General features: G+C 71.0%; 20 protein-coding genes. 8 read left to right on the top strand and 12 right to left on the bottom strand.

What is annotated here, in order from left to right; all coding sequences use genetic code 11:
- Positions 1-72: 72 nt before the first annotated feature.
- The 4 genes from ABZ342_RS24170 to ABZ342_RS24155 all read left to right on the top strand — a co-directional run bounded on the left by ABZ342_RS24170 (position 73) and on the right by ABZ342_RS24155 (position 2,853).
- Positions 73-567 carry a gluconokinase gene (locus ABZ342_RS24170; protein WP_360476940.1) on the top strand — a complete coding sequence of 165 codons (495 nt, stop codon included), beginning with the start codon at positions 73-75 and terminating at the stop codon, positions 565-567.
- The gene (locus ABZ342_RS24165; protein ID WP_360476937.1) at positions 564-1,928 is read left to right on the top strand and encodes a gluconate:H+ symporter; all 1,365 of its coding nucleotides are present in this window, start codon (positions 564-566) and stop codon (positions 1,926-1,928) included. Before ABZ342_RS24170 ends, ABZ342_RS24165 begins: the two co-directional genes overlap by 4 nt.
- A 92-nt stretch (positions 1,929-2,020) precedes the next feature.
- On the top strand, positions 2,021-2,344 hold the full coding sequence (locus ABZ342_RS24160; RefSeq protein WP_155549273.1) for a metalloregulator ArsR/SmtB family transcription factor: 324 nt from the start codon (positions 2,021-2,023) through the stop codon (positions 2,342-2,344).
- The gene (locus ABZ342_RS24155; RefSeq protein ID WP_155549272.1) at positions 2,341-2,853 is read left to right on the top strand and encodes an SRPBCC domain-containing protein; all 513 of its coding nucleotides are present in this window, start codon (positions 2,341-2,343) and stop codon (positions 2,851-2,853) included. The genes ABZ342_RS24160 and ABZ342_RS24155 overlap by 4 nt, the downstream gene beginning before the upstream one ends.
- A 47-nt stretch (positions 2,854-2,900) precedes the next feature.
- Here ABZ342_RS24155 and ABZ342_RS24150 read toward each other — a convergent pair whose 3' ends face one another.
- The 6 genes from ABZ342_RS24150 to ABZ342_RS24125 are packed head-to-tail and all read right to left on the bottom strand — an operon-like array spanning position 2,901 to position 9,634.
- Positions 2,901-3,869, bottom strand: a complete 969-nt coding sequence (locus tag ABZ342_RS24150; RefSeq protein WP_155549271.1) for a BadF/BadG/BcrA/BcrD ATPase family protein — start codon at positions 3,867-3,869, stop codon at positions 2,901-2,903.
- Entirely contained in the window at positions 3,866-5,131 is a 1,266-nt protein-coding gene (locus ABZ342_RS24145; protein WP_360476932.1) for a 6-phospho-beta-glucosidase, read from the bottom strand. Before ABZ342_RS24145 ends, ABZ342_RS24150 begins: the two co-directional genes overlap by 4 nt.
- Entirely contained in the window at positions 5,128-6,018 is an 891-nt protein-coding gene (locus ABZ342_RS24140; RefSeq protein ID WP_155549269.1) for a carbohydrate ABC transporter permease, read from the bottom strand. Before ABZ342_RS24140 ends, ABZ342_RS24145 begins: the two co-directional genes overlap by 4 nt.
- Positions 6,015-7,007 carry a sugar ABC transporter permease gene (locus ABZ342_RS24135; protein ID WP_360476929.1) on the bottom strand — a complete coding sequence of 331 codons (993 nt, stop codon included), beginning with the start codon at positions 7,005-7,007 and terminating at the stop codon, positions 6,015-6,017. The genes ABZ342_RS24140 and ABZ342_RS24135 overlap by 4 nt, the downstream gene beginning before the upstream one ends.
- Positions 7,004-8,365 (bottom strand): extracellular solute-binding protein, encoded by a 1,362-nt coding sequence (locus ABZ342_RS24130; protein WP_360476926.1) that lies wholly within the window; start codon positions 8,363-8,365, stop codon positions 7,004-7,006. The genes ABZ342_RS24135 and ABZ342_RS24130 overlap by 4 nt, the downstream gene beginning before the upstream one ends.
- Positions 8,366-8,392: 27 nt before the next feature.
- Positions 8,393-9,634, bottom strand: a complete 1,242-nt coding sequence (locus ABZ342_RS24125; protein WP_155549516.1) for an ROK family transcriptional regulator — start codon at positions 9,632-9,634, stop codon at positions 8,393-8,395.
- A 232-nt stretch (positions 9,635-9,866) separates the two neighbouring features.
- Between ABZ342_RS24125 and ABZ342_RS24120 the strand changes: the two genes are divergently transcribed.
- Genes ABZ342_RS24120 through ABZ342_RS24110 form a run of 3 tightly spaced genes read left to right on the top strand, consistent with a single transcriptional unit; the run spans position 9,867 to position 11,020 of the window.
- Positions 9,867-10,319, top strand: coding sequence for a hypothetical protein (locus ABZ342_RS24120; RefSeq protein WP_360476923.1), 453 nt, complete (start codon positions 9,867-9,869; stop codon positions 10,317-10,319).
- Positions 10,316-10,765 carry a hypothetical protein gene (locus ABZ342_RS24115; RefSeq protein WP_360476920.1) on the top strand — a complete coding sequence of 150 codons (450 nt, stop codon included), beginning with the start codon at positions 10,316-10,318 and terminating at the stop codon, positions 10,763-10,765. Before ABZ342_RS24120 ends, ABZ342_RS24115 begins: the two co-directional genes overlap by 4 nt.
- A gap of 15 nt (positions 10,766-10,780) precedes the next feature.
- A complete protein-coding gene (locus tag ABZ342_RS24110; protein WP_360476917.1) occupies positions 10,781-11,020 on the top strand; it encodes a hypothetical protein in 240 nt (79 codons plus the stop codon).
- Positions 11,021-11,023: 3 nt separating this feature from the next.
- Here ABZ342_RS24110 and nudC read toward each other — a convergent pair whose 3' ends face one another.
- Genes nudC through ABZ342_RS24085 form a run of 5 tightly spaced genes read right to left on the bottom strand, consistent with a single transcriptional unit; the run spans position 11,024 to position 18,004 of the window.
- Positions 11,024-12,043 (bottom strand): NAD(+) diphosphatase, encoded by a 1,020-nt coding sequence (gene nudC, locus ABZ342_RS24105; protein ID WP_360476914.1) that lies wholly within the window; start codon positions 12,041-12,043, stop codon positions 11,024-11,026.
- A complete protein-coding gene (locus tag ABZ342_RS24100; RefSeq protein ID WP_360476911.1) occupies positions 12,043-13,422 on the bottom strand; it encodes a pitrilysin family protein in 1,380 nt (459 codons plus the stop codon). The genes nudC and ABZ342_RS24100 overlap by 1 nt, the downstream gene beginning before the upstream one ends.
- The gene (locus ABZ342_RS24095; protein WP_155549264.1) at positions 13,419-14,711 is read right to left on the bottom strand and encodes a pitrilysin family protein; all 1,293 of its coding nucleotides are present in this window, start codon (positions 14,709-14,711) and stop codon (positions 13,419-13,421) included. Before ABZ342_RS24095 ends, ABZ342_RS24100 begins: the two co-directional genes overlap by 4 nt.
- Before the next feature lie 9 nt (positions 14,712-14,720).
- Positions 14,721-16,274 (bottom strand): DUF2207 domain-containing protein, encoded by a 1,554-nt coding sequence (locus ABZ342_RS24090; RefSeq protein ID WP_360476908.1) that lies wholly within the window; start codon positions 16,272-16,274, stop codon positions 14,721-14,723.
- A gap of 2 nt (positions 16,275-16,276) precedes the next feature.
- Positions 16,277-18,004, bottom strand: a complete 1,728-nt coding sequence (locus tag ABZ342_RS24085) for a DUF2207 domain-containing protein (protein WP_360476905.1) — start codon at positions 18,002-18,004, stop codon at positions 16,277-16,279.
- A gap of 237 nt (positions 18,005-18,241) precedes the next feature.
- Between ABZ342_RS24085 and ABZ342_RS24080 the strand changes: the two genes are divergently transcribed.
- Positions 18,242-19,507 (top strand): neutral zinc metallopeptidase, encoded by a 1,266-nt coding sequence (locus ABZ342_RS24080; protein WP_360476902.1) that lies wholly within the window; start codon positions 18,242-18,244, stop codon positions 19,505-19,507.
- Here the strand turns inward: ABZ342_RS24080 and ABZ342_RS24075 are convergent.
- A complete protein-coding gene (locus tag ABZ342_RS24075) occupies positions 19,504-20,499 on the bottom strand; it encodes an RDD family protein (protein WP_360476899.1) in 996 nt (331 codons plus the stop codon). The genes ABZ342_RS24080 and ABZ342_RS24075 overlap by 4 nt on opposite strands.
- Positions 20,500-20,517: the final 18 nt, after the last annotated feature.

Below are 20,517 nucleotides of genomic sequence, written 5' to 3'. Positions count from 1 at the left end.
GTAGTACTTCATCTTGAATAAGTAGTACTTTTGAGTTTGACTCACCCGAGCACAACGACGTGGGAGGTGCGGATGACCGTCATCGTGGTGATGGGCGTGTCAGGCTCCGGCAAGACGACGATCGGCACGGCGCTCGCGAACGCGCTGGACGTCGAGTACGCCGAAGCGGACACGTTCCACCCGCAGGCCAACATCGACAAGATGACCGCGGGGCACCCGCTGACCGACGAGGACCGCGCCCCCTGGCTCGAAGCCATCGCCGGCTGGATCCGCGAGCACCAGGCGTCCGGCGGCGTCGTGACGTCGTCCGCGCTCAAGCGCCGGTACCGCGACGTGCTGAGAACCGGCGGGAAGGTCTGGTTCGCCCACCTGAACGGTGACCACGACACCCTCGCCGAGCGGATGAAGTCCCGCTCCGGCCACTTCATGCCGGTGTCGCTGCTGGACTCCCAGCTCGCCGACCTGGAACCCCTCGAGCCGGACGAGCCCGGCGCCGTCTTCGACATCCGCGAGACGCCCGACGAGATCACCACCGCCGCCCTCACCGCCTTCCGGGAGCGTTCATGACCACCCTCGCCGCCGCCTGGACCGGCCACGACACCCGGCTGATCGCCGCGACGGTCGTCGCGATAGCCGTCATCGTCGTGCTGATCACCAAGGTGAAGCTGCACCCGTTCCTGTCGCTGGTGCTCGGCTCGCTCGTGCTCGGCCTGACCGCCGGGATGCCGGTCGACAAGCTGCTGAAGAGCTTCAGCAGCGGCGTCGGCAGCACGGTCGCGTCCGTCGGCATCCTCATCGCCCTCGGCGCGATGCTCGGCAAGCTGCTGGCCGACTCCGGTGGCGCCGACCAGATCGTCGACACGGTGCTCGGCAAGGCCCGCGGCGCCGCGCTGCCCTGGGCGATGGCGCTGGTCGCGGCGCTGATCGGGCTGCCGATGTTCTTCGAGATCGGCCTCGTCATGCTCATCCCGGTGGTGCTGCTCGCGGCCAAGCGCACCGGGAAACCGCTGATGCTGCTGGGAATCCCGGCGGTGGCCGGCCTTTCGGTGCTGCACGGCCTGGTCCCGCCGCACCCGGGCCCGCTCGCCGCGGCGGGCGCGCTGAACGCGAACGTCGGGATCACGCTGGCGTTCGGCCTGCTCGTCGGCATCCCGACGCTGGTCATCGCGGGGCCGCTGTTCGGCAAGCTGGCCGCGCGGCTGGTGCCGGACGCGACACCGCCCGAGCGGCTGATCCCCGAGCGGGCGGACCCGGACAAGCCGCGTCCCAGCTTCGCGGCGACGTTGACGACGGTCCTGCTGCCGGTCGTGCTCATGCTGGCGAAAGCGCTCTCGGACATCCTGCTGGCCAAGGACAACGGCGCCCGGCGCGTGCTGGACTTCATCGGCGACCCGCTGATCGCGCTGCTGGCGGCGGTGCTGGTGGGCATGGTGCTGCTGGGCCGCCCGGCGGGTCTCGACCGCTCCCGGCTGTCCACTGTGGTCGGTGACTCGCTGGGCCCGATCGCGGGCATCATGCTGATCGTCGGCGCGGGCGGCGGCTTCAAGCAGACCCTGGTCGACGCGGGGGTCGGCGACGTCATCACGGGCCTGGCCAAGGACGCGCACCTGTCGCCGCTGCTGCTGGGCTGGCTGGTGGCGGTGGCGATCCGCTTGGCGACGGGCTCGGCCACGGTGGCGACCGTCTCGGCGGCGGGCATCGTGGCGCCGTTGGCGGCGGGGATGGACCCGTCGCACAGTGCGCTGCTGGTGCTCGCGATCGGGGCGGGGTCGTTGTTCTTCTCGCACGTGAACGACGCGGGGTTCTGGCTGGTGAAGGAGTACTTCGGGCTGTCGGTCGGGCAGACGCTGAAGAGCTGGTCGGTGATGGAGACGCTGATCTCGGTGGTGGCGATCGCGCTGATCCTGCCGCTGTCGCTGGTCGTCTAGCGCTTGGTCCGAAGAAGGCCGCCACCCTGGCGAGGGTGGCGGCCTTCTTCATACGTTGACATGTGACCTTTTGGTCACCTATTCTCGCTCACGTGCCCGACGACGACCTGGTGTTCAAGGCGCTGGCGGATCCGACCCGCCGGTTCCTGCTCGACCTGCTCTTCGAGCGCGACGGCCGCACGCTCACCGAGCTGGAGACCCAGGTCGACATGACCCGCTTCGGCGTCATGAAGCACCTGAAGCTCCTCGAGGAGGCCGGGCTCGTCGTCGCGCGGAAGGAAGGCCGGGAGAAACGGCACTTCCTGAACCCCGTGCCCATCCGGCAGATCCACGACCGGTGGATCGACAAGTACACCGAACGTCACGTCACCGCGCTGCTCGATCTCAAGGACGAACTGGAAGGCGAAGAACCATGACGACCACCGTGCAGGTCCACCGCGTCTACATCAAGGCCACCCCGGAGCGCATCTGGGAAGCCATCACCAAGCCCGAGTGGACCCGGAAGTACGGCTACACCGGCCTCGCCGACTTCGACCTCAAGGTCGGCGGCAAGCACCGCACCCGCCCCACGCAGGAGTTCATCGACGCCGGCTTCACCGGTGACCTCGTCGACGGCGAAGTCCTCGAAGTCGACCCGCCGCGCAAGCTCGTCGTCACCTGGAAGCTGCTCATGGGTCCCGACGAGATGTCCGCCGAGCCGTACACCACGCTCACCTACGACATCGAGGCGACGAAGACCGCCGGCACCAGACTGACCGTCACCCACGACGTCACCGGCGCGCCGCTCACCGGCGAGATGGTCAGCGGGATCCACGAAGACGTCAACGCCGGCCCCGGCGAGAACGCGGGTGGCGGCTGGGACTGGATCCTGTCGGACCTCAAGTCCCTGCTCGAAACCGGCGAGATCCTGGTCCCCGCGCCGTGAAGGGTCTGGTGGCCTGCCTCGCGCCGCTTCGAGGCAGGCCACCAGGTCTATGCGCGCTGGGTCGCCGCCTTCAGGGACGCCTTCGCGGCGTCCGACGCGCCCAGCGTGTCCAGTCCGAACAAAGCCGCTCCCACCACCGGGTTCACGTCCACGACGCGGACCACCGCGCGCGGCGCGACCTTCAGGCAGCGCCGCTCGATCTCCGCGATCACCGGCGCGCCGACCCCGGTCAGCACCCCGCCGCCGAGGACGATCTCCGGTGCTTCCCCGGTCAGGTCCAGGTTCCGCAGGATCACCGCCGCGAACACGCTGACCTCTTCGACGAACCGGGTGACGATGTCCGACGCCACCTCGTCGCCCGCCGCCGCGACCTCGAACAGCAGCGGGCACAGGCCGTGGATCGAGGCCGGGTCGATCTCCTCGAAGTGCAGGCCCTGCACGACGTCCAGCAGCCTCCGCTTGCCGAAGAAGGACGCCACGGCAGCCTGCAACGCGGTCCGCGGACCGCGGCCGTCCTCGGCGCGCACGGCCCACCACAGGGCCTCCTCGCCGAGCCGGTAGCCGCCGCCCCAGTCGCCGGAGATCTTGCCCAGCGCGGGAAAGCGGTGCACGCGGCCGTCGGGACCGACGCCGGCGCCGTTGATCCCGGCGCCGCAGACCACCGCGACACCCACCCCCGCGCTGCCCGCCCGGAGCAGCGCGAGGGTGTCGTTGCCGACCGTCAGGGTGTCGCTCCACCCGCGCGCGGACAGCGCCGCGTGCAGCGCTTCTTCCTCACGTGGGAAGTCGAGACCGGCGAGGTACGCCGACGTGTGCACCGCGAACGGCTTCTCCCCGAAATCGGGAAAAGCCTCCAGGACCAGGCCTTCCAGCGCCGTGACGCAGGCCGCCACGCCGATGTTCTGCGGCGACGCGCCGGGTCCACGCGACTTGCCCAGCACGACGCCGTCTTCCGAGATCACCAGGACCTCGGTCTTGCTGTTGCCGCCGTCGATCGCGATGACAGCGGGCCTCATCCGCGCGCCCAGGGCAAGTACTCGCGGTTGATCTGCACCAGCGAATCGGCCAGCGTGTCGGCCTTCGTGTACTGGCCGACCAGCGGGTGCGCCAGCAGCGCGTCGGCCACGCGGTCGCGGCCGCCCTTGATCGCCGCCTCCAGCGCGAGGAACTCGTACGCCGTCGTCGCCGCGATGAGGCCCGAGAACTGCGGCTCCACCGGCGTCTGCGCGATCGGCGTCGCACCGTTGGAGTCCACAGTGGACCGCGCTTCGATGACGGCGTCGTCCGGCAGGAACGGGAACGTGCCGTCGTTGCGGACGTTCACCACGTGTTCCTCGGCCGGTCCGCCCGCGGTCAGCGCGTGCACCAGCTGCACCGCGGCTTCCGAGTAGTACGCGCCGCCGCGCTTCTCCAGCGACTCGGGCTTCGTGTTCTGCTCCGGGTCGAGGTAGATCTTCAGCAGCTCTTCCTCGACGTCGGAGACGACGTCCGCGCGCGGCCGCTCAGTGCGCTGCTTCGTGACCTGCTCGTCGTGCGCGTAGAAGTACTTCAGGTAGTACGACGGCACGACGTTCATGCGCCGCAACCACTTCTCCGGCACGCTGACCTCGTTCGAGAGGTAGTCCAGATGCTGGTCCAGCAGCTCCGGCAGCCGGTCGACGCCGTCGACGAGCGCGCCGCGCTCCCAGCTCAGGTGGTTCAGTCCGGTGTGGACGAGCTTGACGTCGTCCGCGCCGACGCCGAGCAGCTTTCCGAACTGGCGCTGCAGGTTGATCGCGACGTTGCACAGCCCGACCGCGCGGTGGCCCTCGTTGAGCAGCGCGCGGGTCACGATGCCGACCGGGTTGGTGAAGTTGACGATCCACGTGTCGTCGCCGGCGATCTTGCGGACGCGGTCGGCGATGTCGAGCACCACCGGCACCGTGCGCAACGCCTTCGCGAGCCCGCCCGCGCCGGTCGTCTCCTGACCGACGCAGCCGCAGGCGTGCGGGAACGTCTCGTCCGACCGCCGCGCCCGCTGGCCGCCGACGCGCAGCTGGATCAGCACCGCCGACGCGCCGTCGACGCCCTCTTCCAGCGACTGCGTGGTCCGCACCCGCGCCGGGTGCCCGGCGTGGTCGAGGATGCGCTGGCTGAACCCGCCGACGGCCTCCACGCGGTAGGCGTCCGGGTCGACCAGCACGATCTCGTCGACGTCCAAAGTGGAGCGGCGGCCGGCGATCCCGTCGATCAGCTCCGGCGTGTAGGTGGACCCGCCACCGACGACTGCCAGCTTCATCCCTTGACTCCCGTGAATGTGATGCCCTTGACGAACGACTTCTGCGCGAAGATGAACAGCACGATCACCGGCGCCATGATCAGCGCGGTGGCGGCCATCGTCATGTTCCACTCGACGTGGTGCATGCCGCGGAAGGACGCGATCGCCAGCGAAAGCGGCCAGTGGTCCTGGTTCTCGCCCGTGTAGAGCAGCGGCCCGAAGTAGTCGTTCCAGGTGAACAGGAAGCAGAACATCGCGGTGGCCGCGATCCCGGGCTTCGCCATCGGGATGAGCACCCGGTACATCGCCTGGAACTCGTTGCAGCCGTCGATCTTCGCCGCTTCGAGGTAGTCCTTCGGAATGGTGAGGAAGAACTGGCGGAGCAGGAAGATCGAGAACGCGTCGAAGAAGAAGTACGGCACGATCAGCGGGACCAGCGTGCCGGTGAGGCCCATCCGGACCCACAGGTCGTACAGCGGCACGATGGTGACCTGGGGCGGCAGCATCATCGCGGCGACCGTGAGCATGAAGAACAGGTTCTGCCCGCGCCACCGCAGTTTCGCCAGCGCGTACGCCGCCGGGATCGCCGAAAGCAGCGCGCCGACGGTCGCCAGCGCCGAATACAGCAGGCTGTTGCCGAAGTACTCCAGCAGCGGCGCCTTCTTGAACACCGTGACGAAGTTTTCGAAGTGCCATTCGGTCGGCCACAGGCTCGCCGTCATCGCCTGGTCGCTCTTCATCACGGCGGTGAGGAACACGAACAGCAGCGGCAGCATGAAGATCACGCCGAGGGCGATCCCGGTCGCGTGCAGCGCGATCCAGGACAGCCGCTTGTCCCAGGTCCGCTTGAACCGCACCCGCGGCGGCACGCCCGCCGGTTTCTGCGGCGCTTCGGCCAGTGCGGTCATGCCCCCTCCTCCTGGTGCTGGGACTTGCGCAGCTGCCGCACGAGAATCCACGTGAAGCCCGCGCTCACGATGAACAGCAGCACCGCCATCGCCGCCGCGTAACCCATGTTGAAGTAGCGGAAGCCCTGGACGTAAAGCCAGATCGGGTACGTCAGCGTCGAGTTCTGCGGCGCACCGATGAGCTTCGAGTTGCCGGCGACGTCGGCGGTGCCCGCGGACGCGGAGGCCGCCACGATCGCCTGCGTGAAGAACTGCAGCGCGTAGATGATCGAGTTGACCACGCCGAACAGCAGCACCGGCGAGATCGACGGCAGCGTGACGTGCCAGAACCGCCGGACCGGGCCGGCGCCGTCGAGCTCGGCGGCCTCGTACTGCTCGGTCGGGACGTCAAGCAGCGCGGCCAGGATGATGATCATCAGCTCGCCGGAGCCCCACAGCGCGAGCAGCGTCAGCGCGGGCTTCGACATGGCCGGGCTGTTGAACCACAGCCCGCCGTCGATGCCGATGAGCCGCAGGAACCGGTTCACCGGCCCGAATTCGGGGTTGAACACGAAGACGAACGCCAGCGTCGCCGCCGCGGGCGGGGCCAGGGTCGGCAGGTAGCAGAGCGTCCGGACCAGGCCCACGCCCGACTTGAGGCGGGAGATCACCGACGCGATGCCGAGCGAGAACAGCACCCGGCACGTCGTCAGGATGACCACCAGCCACAGCGTGTTGTACGCCGCGACGCCGACCAGCGGCTCGGTGGTGAACATCCGGACGTAGTTGTCGAACCCGATGAACTGCGGCGGGTTGATCAGGTCGTACTTGGTGAAGGAGTAGTAGACCGTGGCGATCAGCGGGTAGCCGAAGAAGACCAGGAACCCGATGAGCGCCGGGGCCATGAAGAAGAAGACGGTCCGGCGGCGCTTGGCCCGGCGGGCCCCCGCCCGCGCCTTGGCAGGCGCGGACGGGGAACCCTGGGCTTTTTCCGCGAGCGTGGACGTCATCCGCCCGCGCCCTTCTGCTTCAGTTCGTCGTTGATCTGCGCATCCACCTTCTTCAGGCCTTCGGTCAGATCGGGGATCGAGCCGGCCTGCCACTTCTCGGCGAAGTCGTTGACCGCCTTGAGGTGCGCGTCACCGATCGGCGTGGTCTGGTTCGAGACGAGCTTGCCGCTGTCGTACATGTCGAGGAACGTCTTGAACTGCGGCTGCAGGTCGAGGCGCGGCGACGTCAGCGAGGCCTTCGTGCTGGGCACGTTCTTCAGGCCGTTGGCCATGTCCACCAGGGTGTCGGTGTCCAGGGTGACCTGCTTGATCAGCTCCCACGCGGCGCCGGGGTTCTTGGCGCCCTTGGGGATCGCGATGATCGTGCCGGTGGTGAAGGCACTGCCGTACTTGTCCGCCATGGTGGTGAGCACCGGGGCGGGCGCGGTGGCGTAGTTCAGGGTCGGCGCCTGGTCCTTGATGAACGCGGTGCGGAACTCACCGTCGTAGATCATCGCCAGCTTGCCCTTCTGGAAGCCGTTGTCGGCGGAGTACTCGTCACCGAGACCGGCCTTGAACTTCTCGACCTTGTCGTGGCCGCCGAGCGCGTCGATCAGCTTCTTCTGGAACTCGAACATCGCCGTCCAGCCGGGGTTGGTGGCGAGGTCCGACTTGCCGTCCGGGCCGATGAACGGCGCGCCGAAGTTCGGCGCCCAGTACTGGGCCTGGTTGGCGTAGAACGGCATCGACGGCAGGAAGCCGGCGACCTTGATCGAGCCGTCCGCGTTGTACTCGGTCAGCTTCTTGGCGTCTTCGAGCAGCTCGTCCGTGGTCTTCGGCGGCGAGGTGACGCCCTTCGCCGCGAACATGTCCTTGTTGTAGTAGAAGCCGTAGACGTCGGCGAGCATCGGCATCGCGCACCGCTTGCCCTGGTACTCGGTGTAGTTGCGGACCGCCTCGGGGATTTGGTTCAGGTCGATCTTGTCGCGGTCGATGTAGGGCTTCAGGTCCTGGAAGCTGCCGTTGGAGCACCAGGCGCCGAGGTTGTCGGTGTAGAAGGAGATCGCGACGTCGGGTGGGTTGCCACCGCGGATCGACTGCGTGAGCTTGTCGTCGTCCTGGTTGCCCTCGTGCTTGATCTCGATGTTCGGGTACTTCGCCTTGAGCTTGTTGAGGCCCGCGGTGACCACGCCGTACTCGCGGTCGGTGAACTTGCTGTAGACCGTGATCGTGAGCTTGTCGTCCTTGCCGGGCGCGGCGGCCGCGTCACCGCCGCCGCTCGGCGCGGCGGCGCCGGAACAGGCGCTCGTCAGCAGGACGGACGCCGCGGCGGCGGCCACTAACAGGGCGCCTCGGCGGGTCCGGGTGGTAGGGGGCATGGCCCTCCTCCTCATCGGTTGGGGCTGCTACTCGGTTGGGGACGGGGCGGAACGGGTGTTCGGGAGGGCCTCCGGGTTCTTGCCGAGTGGCTCTCCGACCGCGGGCCTGCGCGACCCGAGGAGTGTGGGGGTGACGACGCCGAAGACGTCCTCACGGGCGGTGGCCAGCGCGGACTGCAGCGCGCCGGCGCGGACGGCGTTGCCCTGCACCGAAGCGCAGCCGACGGGCGTGCGCGGCAGGACCAGGTCGTGCAGCTTTTCCTGCACCAGCGCGGCGAGGTTCTCGCCGCCGGCGCGGCTGGTGTCGCCGCAGAGGAGCACGAGCTGCGGGTCGGCGACCGCGACGAGGTTGGCGATGCCGCCGGCGACGCGGCGGGCGAGGTCGTGTCGGAAGGGGTGGTCCGGCTCGGTTTTCGCGACGGCGTCCCAGGCGGTTTCGGCTTCGACGCCGTGCGCGGCGGCGAGGCGGCAGAGGGCGGGCGAGTCGACCAGGTTGCCGAACCGGGCGCCGGCCTCGGGCCAGACGTCGCCGGTGTCCACGGTGGCCGGGTCGGGCACGCGCATCCAGTCGATCTCGCCGCCGCCACCGGTGGCGCCGCGCAGCAGCCGGCGGCCGATGACGACCGCGCCGCCGACGCCTTCGGACAGCCAGACCATGACGAAGTCGTCGACGTCCTGAGCCTGCCCGACGCTCATCTCCTCGACGGCGACGAGGTTGACGTCGTTCTCGATGAGGACGTCGACGCCGAGGTCGTCGCTGAGTCGCTGGGGAACGTCGAAGCCGAGCCAGCCGGGGATGTGCGGGGCGGAGGACAGCAGGCCGGTCCGCGGGTCGAACGCGCCCTGCGCGCCGATCACGACGTGGGCGAGCTGAGTCCTGGTCAGTCCGGCTTGCCGGGCGACGTGTTCGAGGGCCTCGCCGAAGGTCCCGACGACGTCGGCGCCTTCGTGGACGGGCAACGGCGTCCGGTACTCGGCGAGCACGATCCCGGCGACGTCGGCGACGACGAAGTCGGCGAGGTGCGGGGTGAGGTCCACGGCGGCGACGAAGGCGAGGCTGCCGTTGGCCGCCCAGAGCTGGGCGCGGGGACCCCGCCCACCGCCGCGGACGCCGGCCTTGATGACGAGGTTGTCCTGCTCGAGCCGGGTGATGAGCTGCGCGGTGGCGGGCTTGGAGAGCCCGATGGCGAGCTCGAGCTCGGCACGCGTCAGCGGGCCCTCCCGCAGGAGGACCTCGATGGCGGCGCGATCGTTGATCTCGCGCAGCATCCGCGGGCTACCGGCTCGCACTCGTCCCTCCGGACTTAATTAGGATACTTTACAGACGGTTTCGCAGGACTGTAGTGAGCCGGGGCACAGCCGTCAACGGTCTCGTGAAACGAGCAGGTAACGCCTCGACGGCGCAGGGCCACGTGGCGGAAACACCGGTGAACGAGTTGCGCCGGGCGGGCGGGTCCTGGTCAGCGGATTTCCGGTTGCTTCGCCGAGGATGCTGGACTTCGTGGACATTGTGGCGCAGCGGGTGCGGACCACCTGGACCAAGCGGTCCCGGGGTGGTCCGGCGGCTGCCGCGCGCAACCGCGTGCCGGTGGCCTTCCCCCTGCTCGCCGGTGCCCCGATCCACGAGGTGACGGTCGACGAGTCGACCGGCTTCGAGCCGCGGTTCACGGCGCTCGACGTGCTGGACGACGTGACGCTCCGTTTCGCCGGCGGAGCGCTGGCGGTGCGGGTGGAGCTGGCGCGGATGAGCCGGCCGACCCGGGAATGGCGGCCGGCGCCGGTCGTCTTGCGGCCGGGCGAGTGGCTGCGGTGGCAGATCAACTACCGCTTCGGCTCGACGTGCGCGTGCGACGCCCAGTGGCGGTACCGGCTGGAGACGCTGAACCTGGCTTACGGCACCGAGTTCACCGGCGAGCCGGCTCGCACGGTGATCGAGCGCGGTGATCTGCGATGACGCCGCCGGAGGATGTGCTCGGCTGCCCGGTGCCGATCGCCCGGTTCGTCGCGCGGACGGAGCTGGCGGTGGTCGCGCTGCAGCACGTGGTCGCGTACCCGGGTGGCTGTTCGCTTCACCTGCACCTGAGCGTCCGGCGGGGGTCGCTCGACGCTGTCACGTGGGAGGGCATCGCCGCGAGCCACGCGGGCGGGTTCCCCGGACCGGCGGACGACGGGCTGCAGTTCCGGGTCAGCGAGGGGTCGCTGGTGGAGGTCGGTGGCGGCGCGAGCTACGACGACCGGCGCTACCGCGGTGACCGGCAGCTTTGGCTTTCACCACTCCCGGCCGGGCCGTTCGAGTTCAGTGTGGAGTGGCGGAAGGTCGGCCTCGCCCGCACCGCGACCACGATCGACGGACAAGCCATCGTCGAGGCGGCGGCGCGGGCCGAGCCGTACTGGCCGTGAGGAGGGAGAAGGCGGATGTCCGAGCAGTTCGAGGCAGGCCGGGACCGGGTGGTGGCGACCCTGCGCACCTTGGTCGCCGAAGGGGCGGACGGCCCGCCGGACTGGGAGAACGACACCCTCCCGCGCTATCTGGAAGCGCTGGCCGGGTGGTTGCGGGACTGCGAGGGCTACTACGCGAACCAGGGCATCCCGCTCCCCGCCGATGGCTGGCAGGTCTTCCGGGACGCCCTGGTAGCGGCGACGGTGTACGAGTAGCGGCTACTCCTCCGCGTCCGCCCAGGCCTGGAGCATCACGCGGGCGATCGACGAGTTCCCCGGCAGGATGATCTCCGCCGCCCCGTCCGCGATCGGCGTCGGCTTCGAACCCTCGCCCCGCACCGAACTGTTCTCGAACGCCTCACGCACCTCCGCCCGCGACACCCACAGCGCCTCTTCGATCTCTCCGTCCGCGGGGACCAACGGCAACGATCGATCCGCCCGGGCCGTGAACCCCAGCATGATCGACCGCGGGAACGGCCACGGCTGGCTCCCGAGGTAGCGGACGTCCGACACCACCGCCCCCACCTCCTCGCGGATCTCGCGCAGGACGCACGCCTCCAGCGACTCGCCCGCCTCCACGAACCCCGCCAGCACCGAATACCGCCCCGCCGGCCAGATCGGCTGACGCGCCAGCAGCACGTGGGAGCCGTTCACCCCCTCCGAGGAATGCACCAGGCAGATCACCGCCGGGTCCGTGCGCGGGTACTCCTCGCGGCCGTCGTTGGTGCACTTGCTCGCCCAGCCGAACTGGATCAGCTCCGTCGGATGACCGCAGCGCGTGCAGAACTTCGCCTGGCGACGCCAGTTCCGCAACGCCTGTGCCGTCGTGAACAGGCCCGCCGACGTGTCGTCCAGCAGGTCTCCGTACCCGCGCAGCTCGACCCAGATCTCGCCGTCGGCGCGCGGGACCTCCTCGACGAACCCCCAGCTGCCCGCCATCTTCACCGTGTCGGCGTCGCCCGACGGGCCGCCCGGCAGCGACCAATAATCCGTGTCCTGCCACTCGCCGAGGAACACCGCGTCCGCCGGCGGTGAAGCGCCGAAGTCGACGGCTTTGCGGAAGGCCAGCACCGAAGAGCCTTCGACCACCGGGGTGCGCCCGGTGTCGTCCAGCAGGACGACCCGGGCGTCGGCCCAGCGCGACAGCAGCCGCGAAGGGTTGGTGCGCAAGCCCTCCTGACGGTCCACAGTGGACCGTGACAGGGTGGGCAGGTCACCGAGGGCGAACGGGACGGACATCAGGCGGGCTCGCCCACTACGACGTCGCCCAGCGCGAGGAGCTTGTGTTCCAGCACCGCCGCGTCGCCGACCACCACGCCGGTGAACCGCTGGGGTGCGAAGTACTTCAGCGCCGCTTCCGCGACCTCCGAAGCCGTCACCGCCGCCACCCGCGCCGGGTGCTCGTTCAGCCACTCCAGGCCCAGCCCGGTCGAGGCCAGCGCCAGCACCTGGCCGGCCAGCCCGGACTGCGACGACGTCGAGGTCAGCAGCGAGCCGATCGCGTACTGCCGCACCGACTCCAGCTCGTCGCCCACCGGCGGGACCTGGCCGAGGCGGCCCAGCTCGTAGCGGGTCTCCAGCAGCGCCGGCGCGGTCGCCTCGGTCGCGGTGTCCGCGTCGACGTTGACCACCGCGGTGCCGTCGGTGAACTCGAACCCGGAGTGCGCGGAGTACGTGTACCCCTTGTTCTCGCGGATGTTCTCCACCAGCCGCGACGAGAAGTACCCGCCGTAGGCCAGGTTCGCCAGCTGCAGCGCCGCGTAACCCGGGTCGGTGCGCGGCACGGTCTGCGCCGACAGCCGGATCTGCGACTGCACGGCGCCGGCGCGCGGCACCAGCAGCACGTTCGGCCCGGTCAGCTCCGGCAGCGCCGGCAGCCGGACCGCGGAACGGTCGGAAGCCCAGCCGCCCAGCACCTTCTCCAGCTCGCCGACGACGGCGGCCGGATCGATGTCGCCGACCAGCACCAGCACCGCGCCGCGCGGCAGCACGGACGCCTGGTGCAGCGCCCGGACCTGCTCGGGCGTCACGACGGCGACGTCTTCGGCGCGCGGGACCTCTCGCGTCGCCGGGTGGTCGCCGTACCGGTGCTTCTGCAGCGCCTCCCGCGCGATCGTGCGCGGCTGCGTGCGCGAGACCGCGATCCGCTCGACCAGCCGCTCCTTCTCGCGCGCGATCTCGTCGTCGGCGTAGGTCGCCCCGGTGAGGACGTCACCGAGCACGTCGAGGAACGTGGGGAGCTTCTCCGCGAGCGCCGATCCGGTCAGCACCAGGCGTTCCGGGTCGACGCCGGCGCCGATGTCGCCGCCGATCAGCGCCAGCTCGGCGTCGATCTCGATGCGGTTGCGGCGCGCCGTGCCGGTCAGGATCGTCTCGGCGAGGACCTCGGACGTCGCCGCGTGCAGCGCGTCGTCGCCCGCGAACGGGATCCACAGCCGCGCCTCGACCATCGGCACGGTCGCCTTGCGCACGGCCAGCACGCGCAGGCCGTTCGAGAGCTCGGTGTCCACATGGGACAGATCGCCGGCGGCGCGCTGCTCGCCGAGGGGCGGCAGCGGGCGCGGCCCCCGCGCGGTGCGGCCGATCTCCTCGGCCGTGCGGTGCGTTGCAGAAGTCACTGCTCGTTGTTCCCTTCCGAAGCGGGCTTGACCACCAGCACGGCGCGCGCGTCCGGGCGCAGCGCCTTCGCCGCGGCCGACACGGCTTCCGACGTGACGGCGGACATCCGGTCCGCGAGCTTGTACACCAGCGACGCGTCGCCGTAGAGCAGCTCGAACGAGCCGAGCGCGAGGGTCCGGGACACCAGCCTGTCGTGCTCGGAGTGCAGGCTCGCCGTCCAGCGGGCGGTGACCTTCCGCAGCTCGTGGGCGTCCGGCGGGTTCTCGGCGATCTTCTCGAGCTCGTCGTCCAGCGCGGCGAGCACGCGCTCGCGCGGCACCTCGTGCGGGTGGATCAGGGTGATGGTGAACGTGTCCGGGTCGCGCGCCTCGAACGGGCCGAACAGCCCGGCGCCGGCGCCGATGTCGACGACCAGCGGCTCCTTGTGCACGAGCCGCTGCTGCAGGCGGGAACCGTCGCCGTCGGTCAGGACGCCGGCGAGCACGAGGTAGGCCAGGTAGCCGTCGACGTCGTTGATCGGGTCGGGCATCCGGTAGCCGATGCCGAGCGCGGGCAACGGCGCGTGCGGGTCTTCGACCTCGCCGCGCAGCTCGGTGGTCGGCAGCGGCTCGGCGAACGACGGCCGCTGCGGCGCGGGCCGGAACGGGACGTCGCCGAAGTGCTGCTCGATCAGCTCCTTGGCGGTCCCGATCTCGAAGTCGCCCGCCACGGTGAGCACGGCGTTCGCCGGCGCGTAGTAGGTGTCGAAGAACGCGGCGCAGTCTTCGACCGTGGCGCTCTCGAGGTCCTCGAAGCCGCCGTAGCCGTTGTGCGCGTTGGGGAACGTCGAGTACAGGACCGGCGGCAGGGTGATCCAGGGGAACCCGCCGTAGGGCCGGTTCAGCACGTTGAGCCGGATCTCTTCCTTGACGACGTCGATCTGGTTCGCCAGGTTCTCGGCGGTCAGCTTCGGCGCTCGCATCCGATCGGCTTCGAGGAACAGCGCGCGCTCCAGCGCGGCGCTCGGGAGCACCTCGAAGTAGTCGGTGTAGTCCGGGTGGGTGGACCCGTTGAAGGTGCCACCGCTGGACTGCACGTGCCGGAAGTGGGCGAGTTTCTCCAAGCTCTCGCTGCCCTGGAACATCAGGTGCTCGAAGAGGTGCGCGAAACCGGTGCGCCCCTCCGGCTCGGAGCGGAAACCCACGTCGTAGTGCACGCTGACGCCGACCACCGGCGCGGTCGCGTCGGGTGCGAGGACCACCCGCAGACCATTGTCGAGGGTGTATCGGACGAGCTCGGGATCGGCCATGGCCCCACCCTACGACGGCTCGGGGCCTCCTGGCTTCCCGGCTGGCGGGTGAGAACCGGTGTCCGCGGCCACGGTGGCGAGCAGCCGCCCGCGGTGCGCGCCGGCGAAGGTGCCGGCGAGCGCCGTCGCGAACGATCCGGCCTGGTCAGGGGTGATGTCGCCGTCGTGCCAGTACACCTTCGGCGGGTGGTCGAGGCCGGCGAACGCGGCCACCCACGGGCCGGTTTCGCCCAGAGCTGACGCGTACGGCAGGCCGCGGGAGAACACCACCTCCCGCTGCGGCTCGTCGAAGTCCTCCGGCCGCACCGCGGAGACCCCTCGCAGGCGGCGCGCGACTTCCGCGCCCGCGCGGCGGCGCGCGGGCAGCGCGGCCGAGACGGCGACGGCGGCGGCCCCGGCCAGCGCGAGGATGACGCCGAGCTGGGCGTACCCCGCGGTCAGCGCGAGCAGGATGGTCAGGAACACGCCGTAGAAGACGGCCCGGATCCCTGCGCGCCGAAGCCGCCCGGTCGCGAGCCAGCCGCGGCCGGCGAGGTCGGCGCGCAGCTCGGCCCGGGGAAGTTCGACGTGCCGCAGCCGCAGTTCGGCGAATGTCACCGACTCGTCCGGCAGGACGGCTTCGTACACCGCACGTTCGAAGGACGTCAGGTGGTCGTCGGGCGGGTTGCGGCGGGTCAGTGTGGGGCCGTCGCTCACCCAGACGTAGTTGCGGACGACCAGGTCGAGCACGGTCGCGGCCAGGTCCGCCGGCCCGGCCCGGCCGTGCAGCAACACACCGGCGTGCCCCGGCAGCACACCCTCCGGAGACGCGAACTCACCATTCCTCGCGATCAGCCCGGCCTTCGGCGGGTCGCCGGTGTCACGGCGGCGGGCGAAACCGACGAAGGCGACCGCGGCCAGGAGGAGCGCGGCGAAGACGGCCCAGGCCCAGCCGACGGGGGCGGTGAGCACGAACGCGCCGGCGATCGTCTTGGCCGGGACCAGGACCTCGTTGCCGGGGACGGTGCCCGCGGGCAGCTCGACGGTCGCCGTCATCCGGTCACCCGCGGCCAGGTTCTGCTGGCTGAACCGCGTGAGCCCGGCGTGGTCGATCTGCGCGGCGGCGCACGGGAAGCCGCCGATAGCGCAGTCGACGGCGACCGGGATCTTCGGCGCCGCGAAGGAGGCGCGGACGAACTTCAGGTCGGCGCTCCAGCCACCGGCCAGTTCCCAGGTGACCTGGTTCCCGGCGACGACACCGTCCACTGTGTACCGGACGATCGACGTGCCCGAGGTGAGGTGGACGGTGAAGGTGCCGTCGTCGACCTGGGCCGTACCGCTGCCTTCGAGGACGACGTCGCGGACGCCGTAGACGCGGTCGCGGTCGTGCGGCGCCGCGACCCGCAGCGGGACGCGGCGGTCCATCGTGACGCCGTCGGGCACGGAGATCGCTTCGGCTACCGAAAGCGAGCCGTCGCGCTCGACCTTGAGCTGGATCTCGGCGCTCTGCGGCACGGTGGGCAGCGGCGGCTCGTCCACCGGTGCCGCGGTCAGGAGGAGCGCCAGCACCGCTTCCGCGAGCACGGTCAGCGGGACGCGCGCACGGACGCGGTGAGCAGCCCGTCGAGCGCCGTCAGGAAGGACGGGAAGTGCGTGCCGAAGCGGCGCAGGTCGTGATCGGACTCCATGCCGCCGTACCAGTAGAGCCCGGCCGAACCGTCCGAGGCGGGGTTGAGCGCGGCGAAGGTGCCGAGCCAGCGTTCGGTGTCGCCCAGCACGACCGCGTACGGAAGCGAGCGTGAGAACACCATCTCGCGATCGGCCGGCGGGATGTCCTCGGCCTTCGCGGTGCGCAGGTAGTCGAGCAGGCCGCGGACCTGGCCGACGAGCACCCGGCCGCGCGCGGTGCGCGAGGGCAGCAGCGCGGCCGCCGCGGCGACGGCGAGCCCGGCCAGCGCGACCGCGACGCCGAGCAGCGCGTCGCCGATCGTGAAGGTGAGGACCGCGGTGGCGACCGCGCCGAGCGCGAAGATCCCGGCGCCGAGCCAGGTCAGCCGGCCGCGGGCGGTGTCGGGCCGGCGGGAGAACCAGCGCTTGGTGACGACGTCGGCGTACATCGCGTCGCTGATCTTGCGCAGGTCGAGCCGGCCGTGGGCGCGCAGCCGGGACACGAGCACGGCGTCGGTGCCGGCCGGCAGGAGCGTCTCGTAGACGGCGCGTTCGAAGTCGTGCAGGTGCTCGTCCGGCGGGTTGCGGCGGGCGATCTGCCAGTCGGGCCCCGGTACCTCGGCCAGCCAGAGGTAGTTGCGGACGGCGAGGTCGACGACGGTGGCACTGATGTCGACGACGTCGACGGTCTCGTCCACGACGGTGCCGACCTGGCCGGGCAGGACGCCGTCCGGGCTGGCGAAGAAGAGGCGGTCGCCGTCGCGGAGCAGGACTTCGACCGGGCCGGTGGCGGTGGTGAGCGCGCCGGCGTCTTCCTTGCGGCGGCGCTGGACGAAGAGGCCGCCGGCCACGAGGAAGACGAGCAGGAGCGCGAAGACGACGCCGGTCAGCGGGGTGAAGGCGAAGGCGGTGGCGAAGAGCCCGACCTCGGCGAACTTCGCGTTGGCCGGGACGGTGTTCGCGGGCAGTCCGACGAGCAGGTCGACCCGGTCGCCGGGCTGGACGTCGTTCTGTTCGAGCCGGACGACGCCGGTGTGGTCGAGCTCCGCGAGGGTGCAGCGCTGGTTCGAGCCGATCGGGCCGGCGAAGCAGTCCACAGGGGACAGTCGCGGCGACGGCGCGAGGAAGGAGGCGGTGAGCTTGTCCAGGGGCGCGTCGAAGCCGCTCGCGACCTGCCAGCGGGCTTGCTGGCGGCCGCTCTGGTCGGCGATGGCGCCGTCGACGGTGTAGGTGACGGTGGAGGTGCCGCCGGTGAAGGTGAGGACGAGCTGGTCACCGGTCAGCCGGCTGGTGGCGGCGCCTTCGGTCTTGACGTTCCCGGCTTCGAAGACGCGGTCCTGGTCGTCACCGGCCGAGACGCGGAGGGGGACGCGCGAGATGAGCTGACGGCCACCGGGGACCGTGACCTTCTCGGTGACTTCGAGGGAGCCGTCGCGCAGAACCTTGAGGGCGACATCGGCGGTGGCGCCTTCGGGCGGCTGGACGTTTTGGCCGTTTTCGCCGTTGAGCTGCTGGGGCTTCTTGACCTGTTCGGACGGAGCGTTCGGCAGGACGGGCCCGGCGGAGGGCCCTTGCGCGGCGGCCGGCCCGGCGCTCAGCACGACCCAGGCGGCGACCGCGGCCGCTGCCCCCCATTTGCTCGACACAGCACCACACCCTAGAGCACCCGCTCTATGCTGACGCCCGGAACGGCGAGATCTCCGCAGGTACGCCGCTTCCGACGGGGAAATCGCACGGGGGGTTCCGCTTTCATGACGCAAGGCCCACAGGGACCTGGCTCCGGTCCTGGCCCGCACGACCCTCGGCGGCCGTTGCCACCGCCGGGGGCCCGGCCGTTGCCACCACCCGGGGCTCGGCCGCTGCCACCGCCGGGGACTCGGCCGTTGCCGCCGGGGCCGGGGCCGGTCGGACAGCCGCAGCAAGGTCCGCAGTTTCCCGGCCACCCTCCCCGAGGCCCGCAAGGCACCCAGGGCTTCCCCGCTCACGGCCCACCGACCGGCCCCTACCCGCGCCCCGGCTTCCCTCCGGCCGGCGCGCCCCTCCCGCCGCCGGCCGCCGCTGTCCCGCCCGCCTTCGCCCCTTCCTACGCCGGCCCGCCGCCCGGTGCGCCCTACGGCCCGCGGTTCGCGCCCGGCTACCGCCCCTACGTCGCCAAGAAGTCCAACACCGGGGTCATCGTCGCCGTCGCGATCATCGGGATCGTCGCCGTCGTCGGGGGGCTCGTCGCGGCCGTCGCGCTGATCGGGGGCAACACGCGGCACGTCGCCGACGCGGGGTACTCCAGCACCTACCCCTCGGACACCGACGAAACGACCTCCGCCGCCGAGACCACCGAAACCACGTCGTCCACCGAAGACACGACCAGCAGCGAGACCACCGAGCGCACGACCCGCACGTCCGAGCCCCCGCGCGGGCCGCGCCCGGTCGCCGCGACCGGGGACAACCCGATGTTCGCCAGTGCCGACTACGGCCTGCAGAACGTCTCCTGCTCGCTGAGCCGCTGGGCGACCGACCAGGGCAGCGCCACCCGCTTCTTCCAGTCCGGGATCGCCTGCCTCGACGCGATGTGGTCGCGCATGCTCGGCGGCGCGAACCTGCCGTTCCGGTCGCCGAACCTGTCGGTGCCGCGGTCGCTGTCGGAGTCGTCGACGCCGTGCGGCAGCGGCGGCACGACGACCGGTGTGACGCCGTTCTACTGCCCGTCGAACGACACGATCTACATGCCGCTGGACCGCATCGAGATCGACGTGTGGGGCAACCACCCCGGTCCCTACCTCTCGATGCTCGCCCACGAATACGGCCACCACGTGCAGAACCTGGCCGGCATCTCCGAGGCGTACGGCAACCAGCGCTACGACGCGGGCGCCGACTCGGCGGTCGGGCTGGAGCTGTCCCGGCGGATGGAGCTCGAGGCGCAGTGCTTCTCGGGCATGTTCCTCGGCTCGGCGTCGGTCTCGGGCGGCTCGGTCGACAAGAACATCTACAACGAGGCCTGGAACGCCCAGGACCGCGGCGACGACTACGCCCGCAACGGCAAGCGCGACCACGGCAGCGCCAAGCACAACATCTCCTGGTGGCAGCACGGCGCGACCAAGAACCGCAACCAGCAGTGCAACACGTGGCTGGCCGCGTCGGGAGACGTCTCCTAGCCCGGCGGGGCGAACGGGTTTTCGGCGGGAGGCACCGGGGTTCCGGACGGCGGGGTCGGCGTGTCCGCGTCGGCCGCCCGCCAGGGCGAGGCCACGGCGGGCTGCCCGCCCGTGGCGGTCGACCCGAGCTGAGCGCTCGCCGGGTACCCGGCCTGCGGGAACCCCGGCCGATCCGGCCCCGGCGTGGCGGGGAGCTGCCCGCGCGCCGCCGCGACCTGCGCCGCGTAAGCCCGGACCGCCCGCGCGTGGTCGCGGTTGCGCCGTTCCGCCAGCACCGCCGCCAGGAACGCCCACGGCGGCACGCCCGGCGGCACCGGCGTCCCCAGTGCGTTGCCGACCTGCTGCGCCAGCTTCCAGCCCAGCGCGTGCGACGCTTCCGGCGCCAGCTGGCCGAACCGCGCCAGGAACTGACGGCTCGCCAGCGCGAGGTCGTCCGGGAGCCGCGTCAGGTCGAGCTGGGCCGCCCAGCCCTCGAGGCCCGGCGGCATGCCGATCGCCGGGTAGCCCACGCTTTCCGGCACGCGGTCGCGGACCACCAGCGTGCCGGCGAGGAAGTCGCCGACGCGGCGGCCGTCGGACGAGCACAGCGACACGATCACCGCCACCGCCCCGAACACGCCGAGCGCCCAGAAGTCGATGACGAACCCGGCGAGGCCGCGCGTCAGGGCGTGGCGGAAACGGATCGGCCCGCCGTCGACGCGCACCACGCGCAGCCCGACCGCCATCTTGCCCAGCGAACGGCCCCGCGACAGCGTCTCGAACAGCACCGGGTAGCCGACCATGATCAGCACCACGAACACCAGGAGGAGGGTCAGCGCGAGCGATCCGTCGTCGCCCGGCACGGTGAGCATGAGCACGACGAACGCGCCGATGAACAGCGCGAACTGCACGAGGACGTCCAGCACCATCGCCAGCGCCCGGCTGGCGAGCTTGGCGACGTGCAGGTCCAGGACGACGGCTTCGCCGGTGACCAGCTCGGATTCCTCGTGCACACGGCCCAGCGTAGCGAC

It is taken from the genome of Amycolatopsis sp. NPDC005961 (assembly GCF_040629235.1).
GTDB classification, from domain to species: Bacteria; Actinomycetota; Actinomycetes; order Mycobacteriales; family Pseudonocardiaceae; genus Amycolatopsis; species Amycolatopsis camponoti.
The sequence above is the reverse complement of the archived record's forward strand: the minus strand, read 5'-3'. Positions and strand labels throughout refer to the sequence as shown.

Excerpts from the sequence above, each read along its gene's own strand:
- ABZ342_RS24170 (WP_360476940.1), top strand. The coding sequence starts at position 73 with ATGACCGTCATCGTGGTGATGGGCGTGTCAGGCTCCGGCAAGACGACG.
- ABZ342_RS24165 (WP_360476937.1), top strand. The coding sequence starts at position 564 with ATGACCACCCTCGCCGCCGCCTGGACCGGCCACGACACCCGGCTGATC.
- ABZ342_RS24155 (WP_155549272.1), top strand. The coding sequence starts at position 2,341 with ATGACGACCACCGTGCAGGTCCACCGCGTCTACATCAAGGCCACCCCG.
- ABZ342_RS24150 (WP_155549271.1), bottom strand. The coding sequence starts at position 3,869 with ATGAGGCCCGCTGTCATCGCGATCGACGGCGGCAACAGCAAGACCGAG.
- ABZ342_RS24145 (WP_360476932.1), bottom strand. The coding sequence starts at position 5,131 with ATGAAGCTGGCAGTCGTCGGTGGCGGGTCCACCTACACGCCGGAGCTG.
- ABZ342_RS24140 (WP_155549269.1), bottom strand. The coding sequence starts at position 6,018 with ATGACCGCACTGGCCGAAGCGCCGCAGAAACCGGCGGGCGTGCCGCCG.
- ABZ342_RS24135 (WP_360476929.1), bottom strand. The coding sequence starts at position 7,007 with ATGACGTCCACGCTCGCGGAAAAAGCCCAGGGTTCCCCGTCCGCGCCT.
- ABZ342_RS24130 (WP_360476926.1), bottom strand. The coding sequence starts at position 8,365 with ATGCCCCCTACCACCCGGACCCGCCGAGGCGCCCTGTTAGTGGCCGCC.
- ABZ342_RS24125 (WP_155549516.1), bottom strand. The coding sequence starts at position 9,634 with ATGCTGCGCGAGATCAACGATCGCGCCGCCATCGAGGTCCTCCTGCGG.
- ABZ342_RS24115 (WP_360476920.1), top strand. The coding sequence starts at position 10,316 with ATGACGCCGCCGGAGGATGTGCTCGGCTGCCCGGTGCCGATCGCCCGG.
- ABZ342_RS24110 (WP_360476917.1), top strand. The coding sequence starts at position 10,781 with ATGTCCGAGCAGTTCGAGGCAGGCCGGGACCGGGTGGTGGCGACCCTG.
- nudC (WP_360476914.1), bottom strand. The coding sequence starts at position 12,043 with ATGTCCGTCCCGTTCGCCCTCGGTGACCTGCCCACCCTGTCACGGTCC.
- ABZ342_RS24095 (WP_155549264.1), bottom strand. The coding sequence starts at position 14,711 with ATGGCCGATCCCGAGCTCGTCCGATACACCCTCGACAATGGTCTGCGG.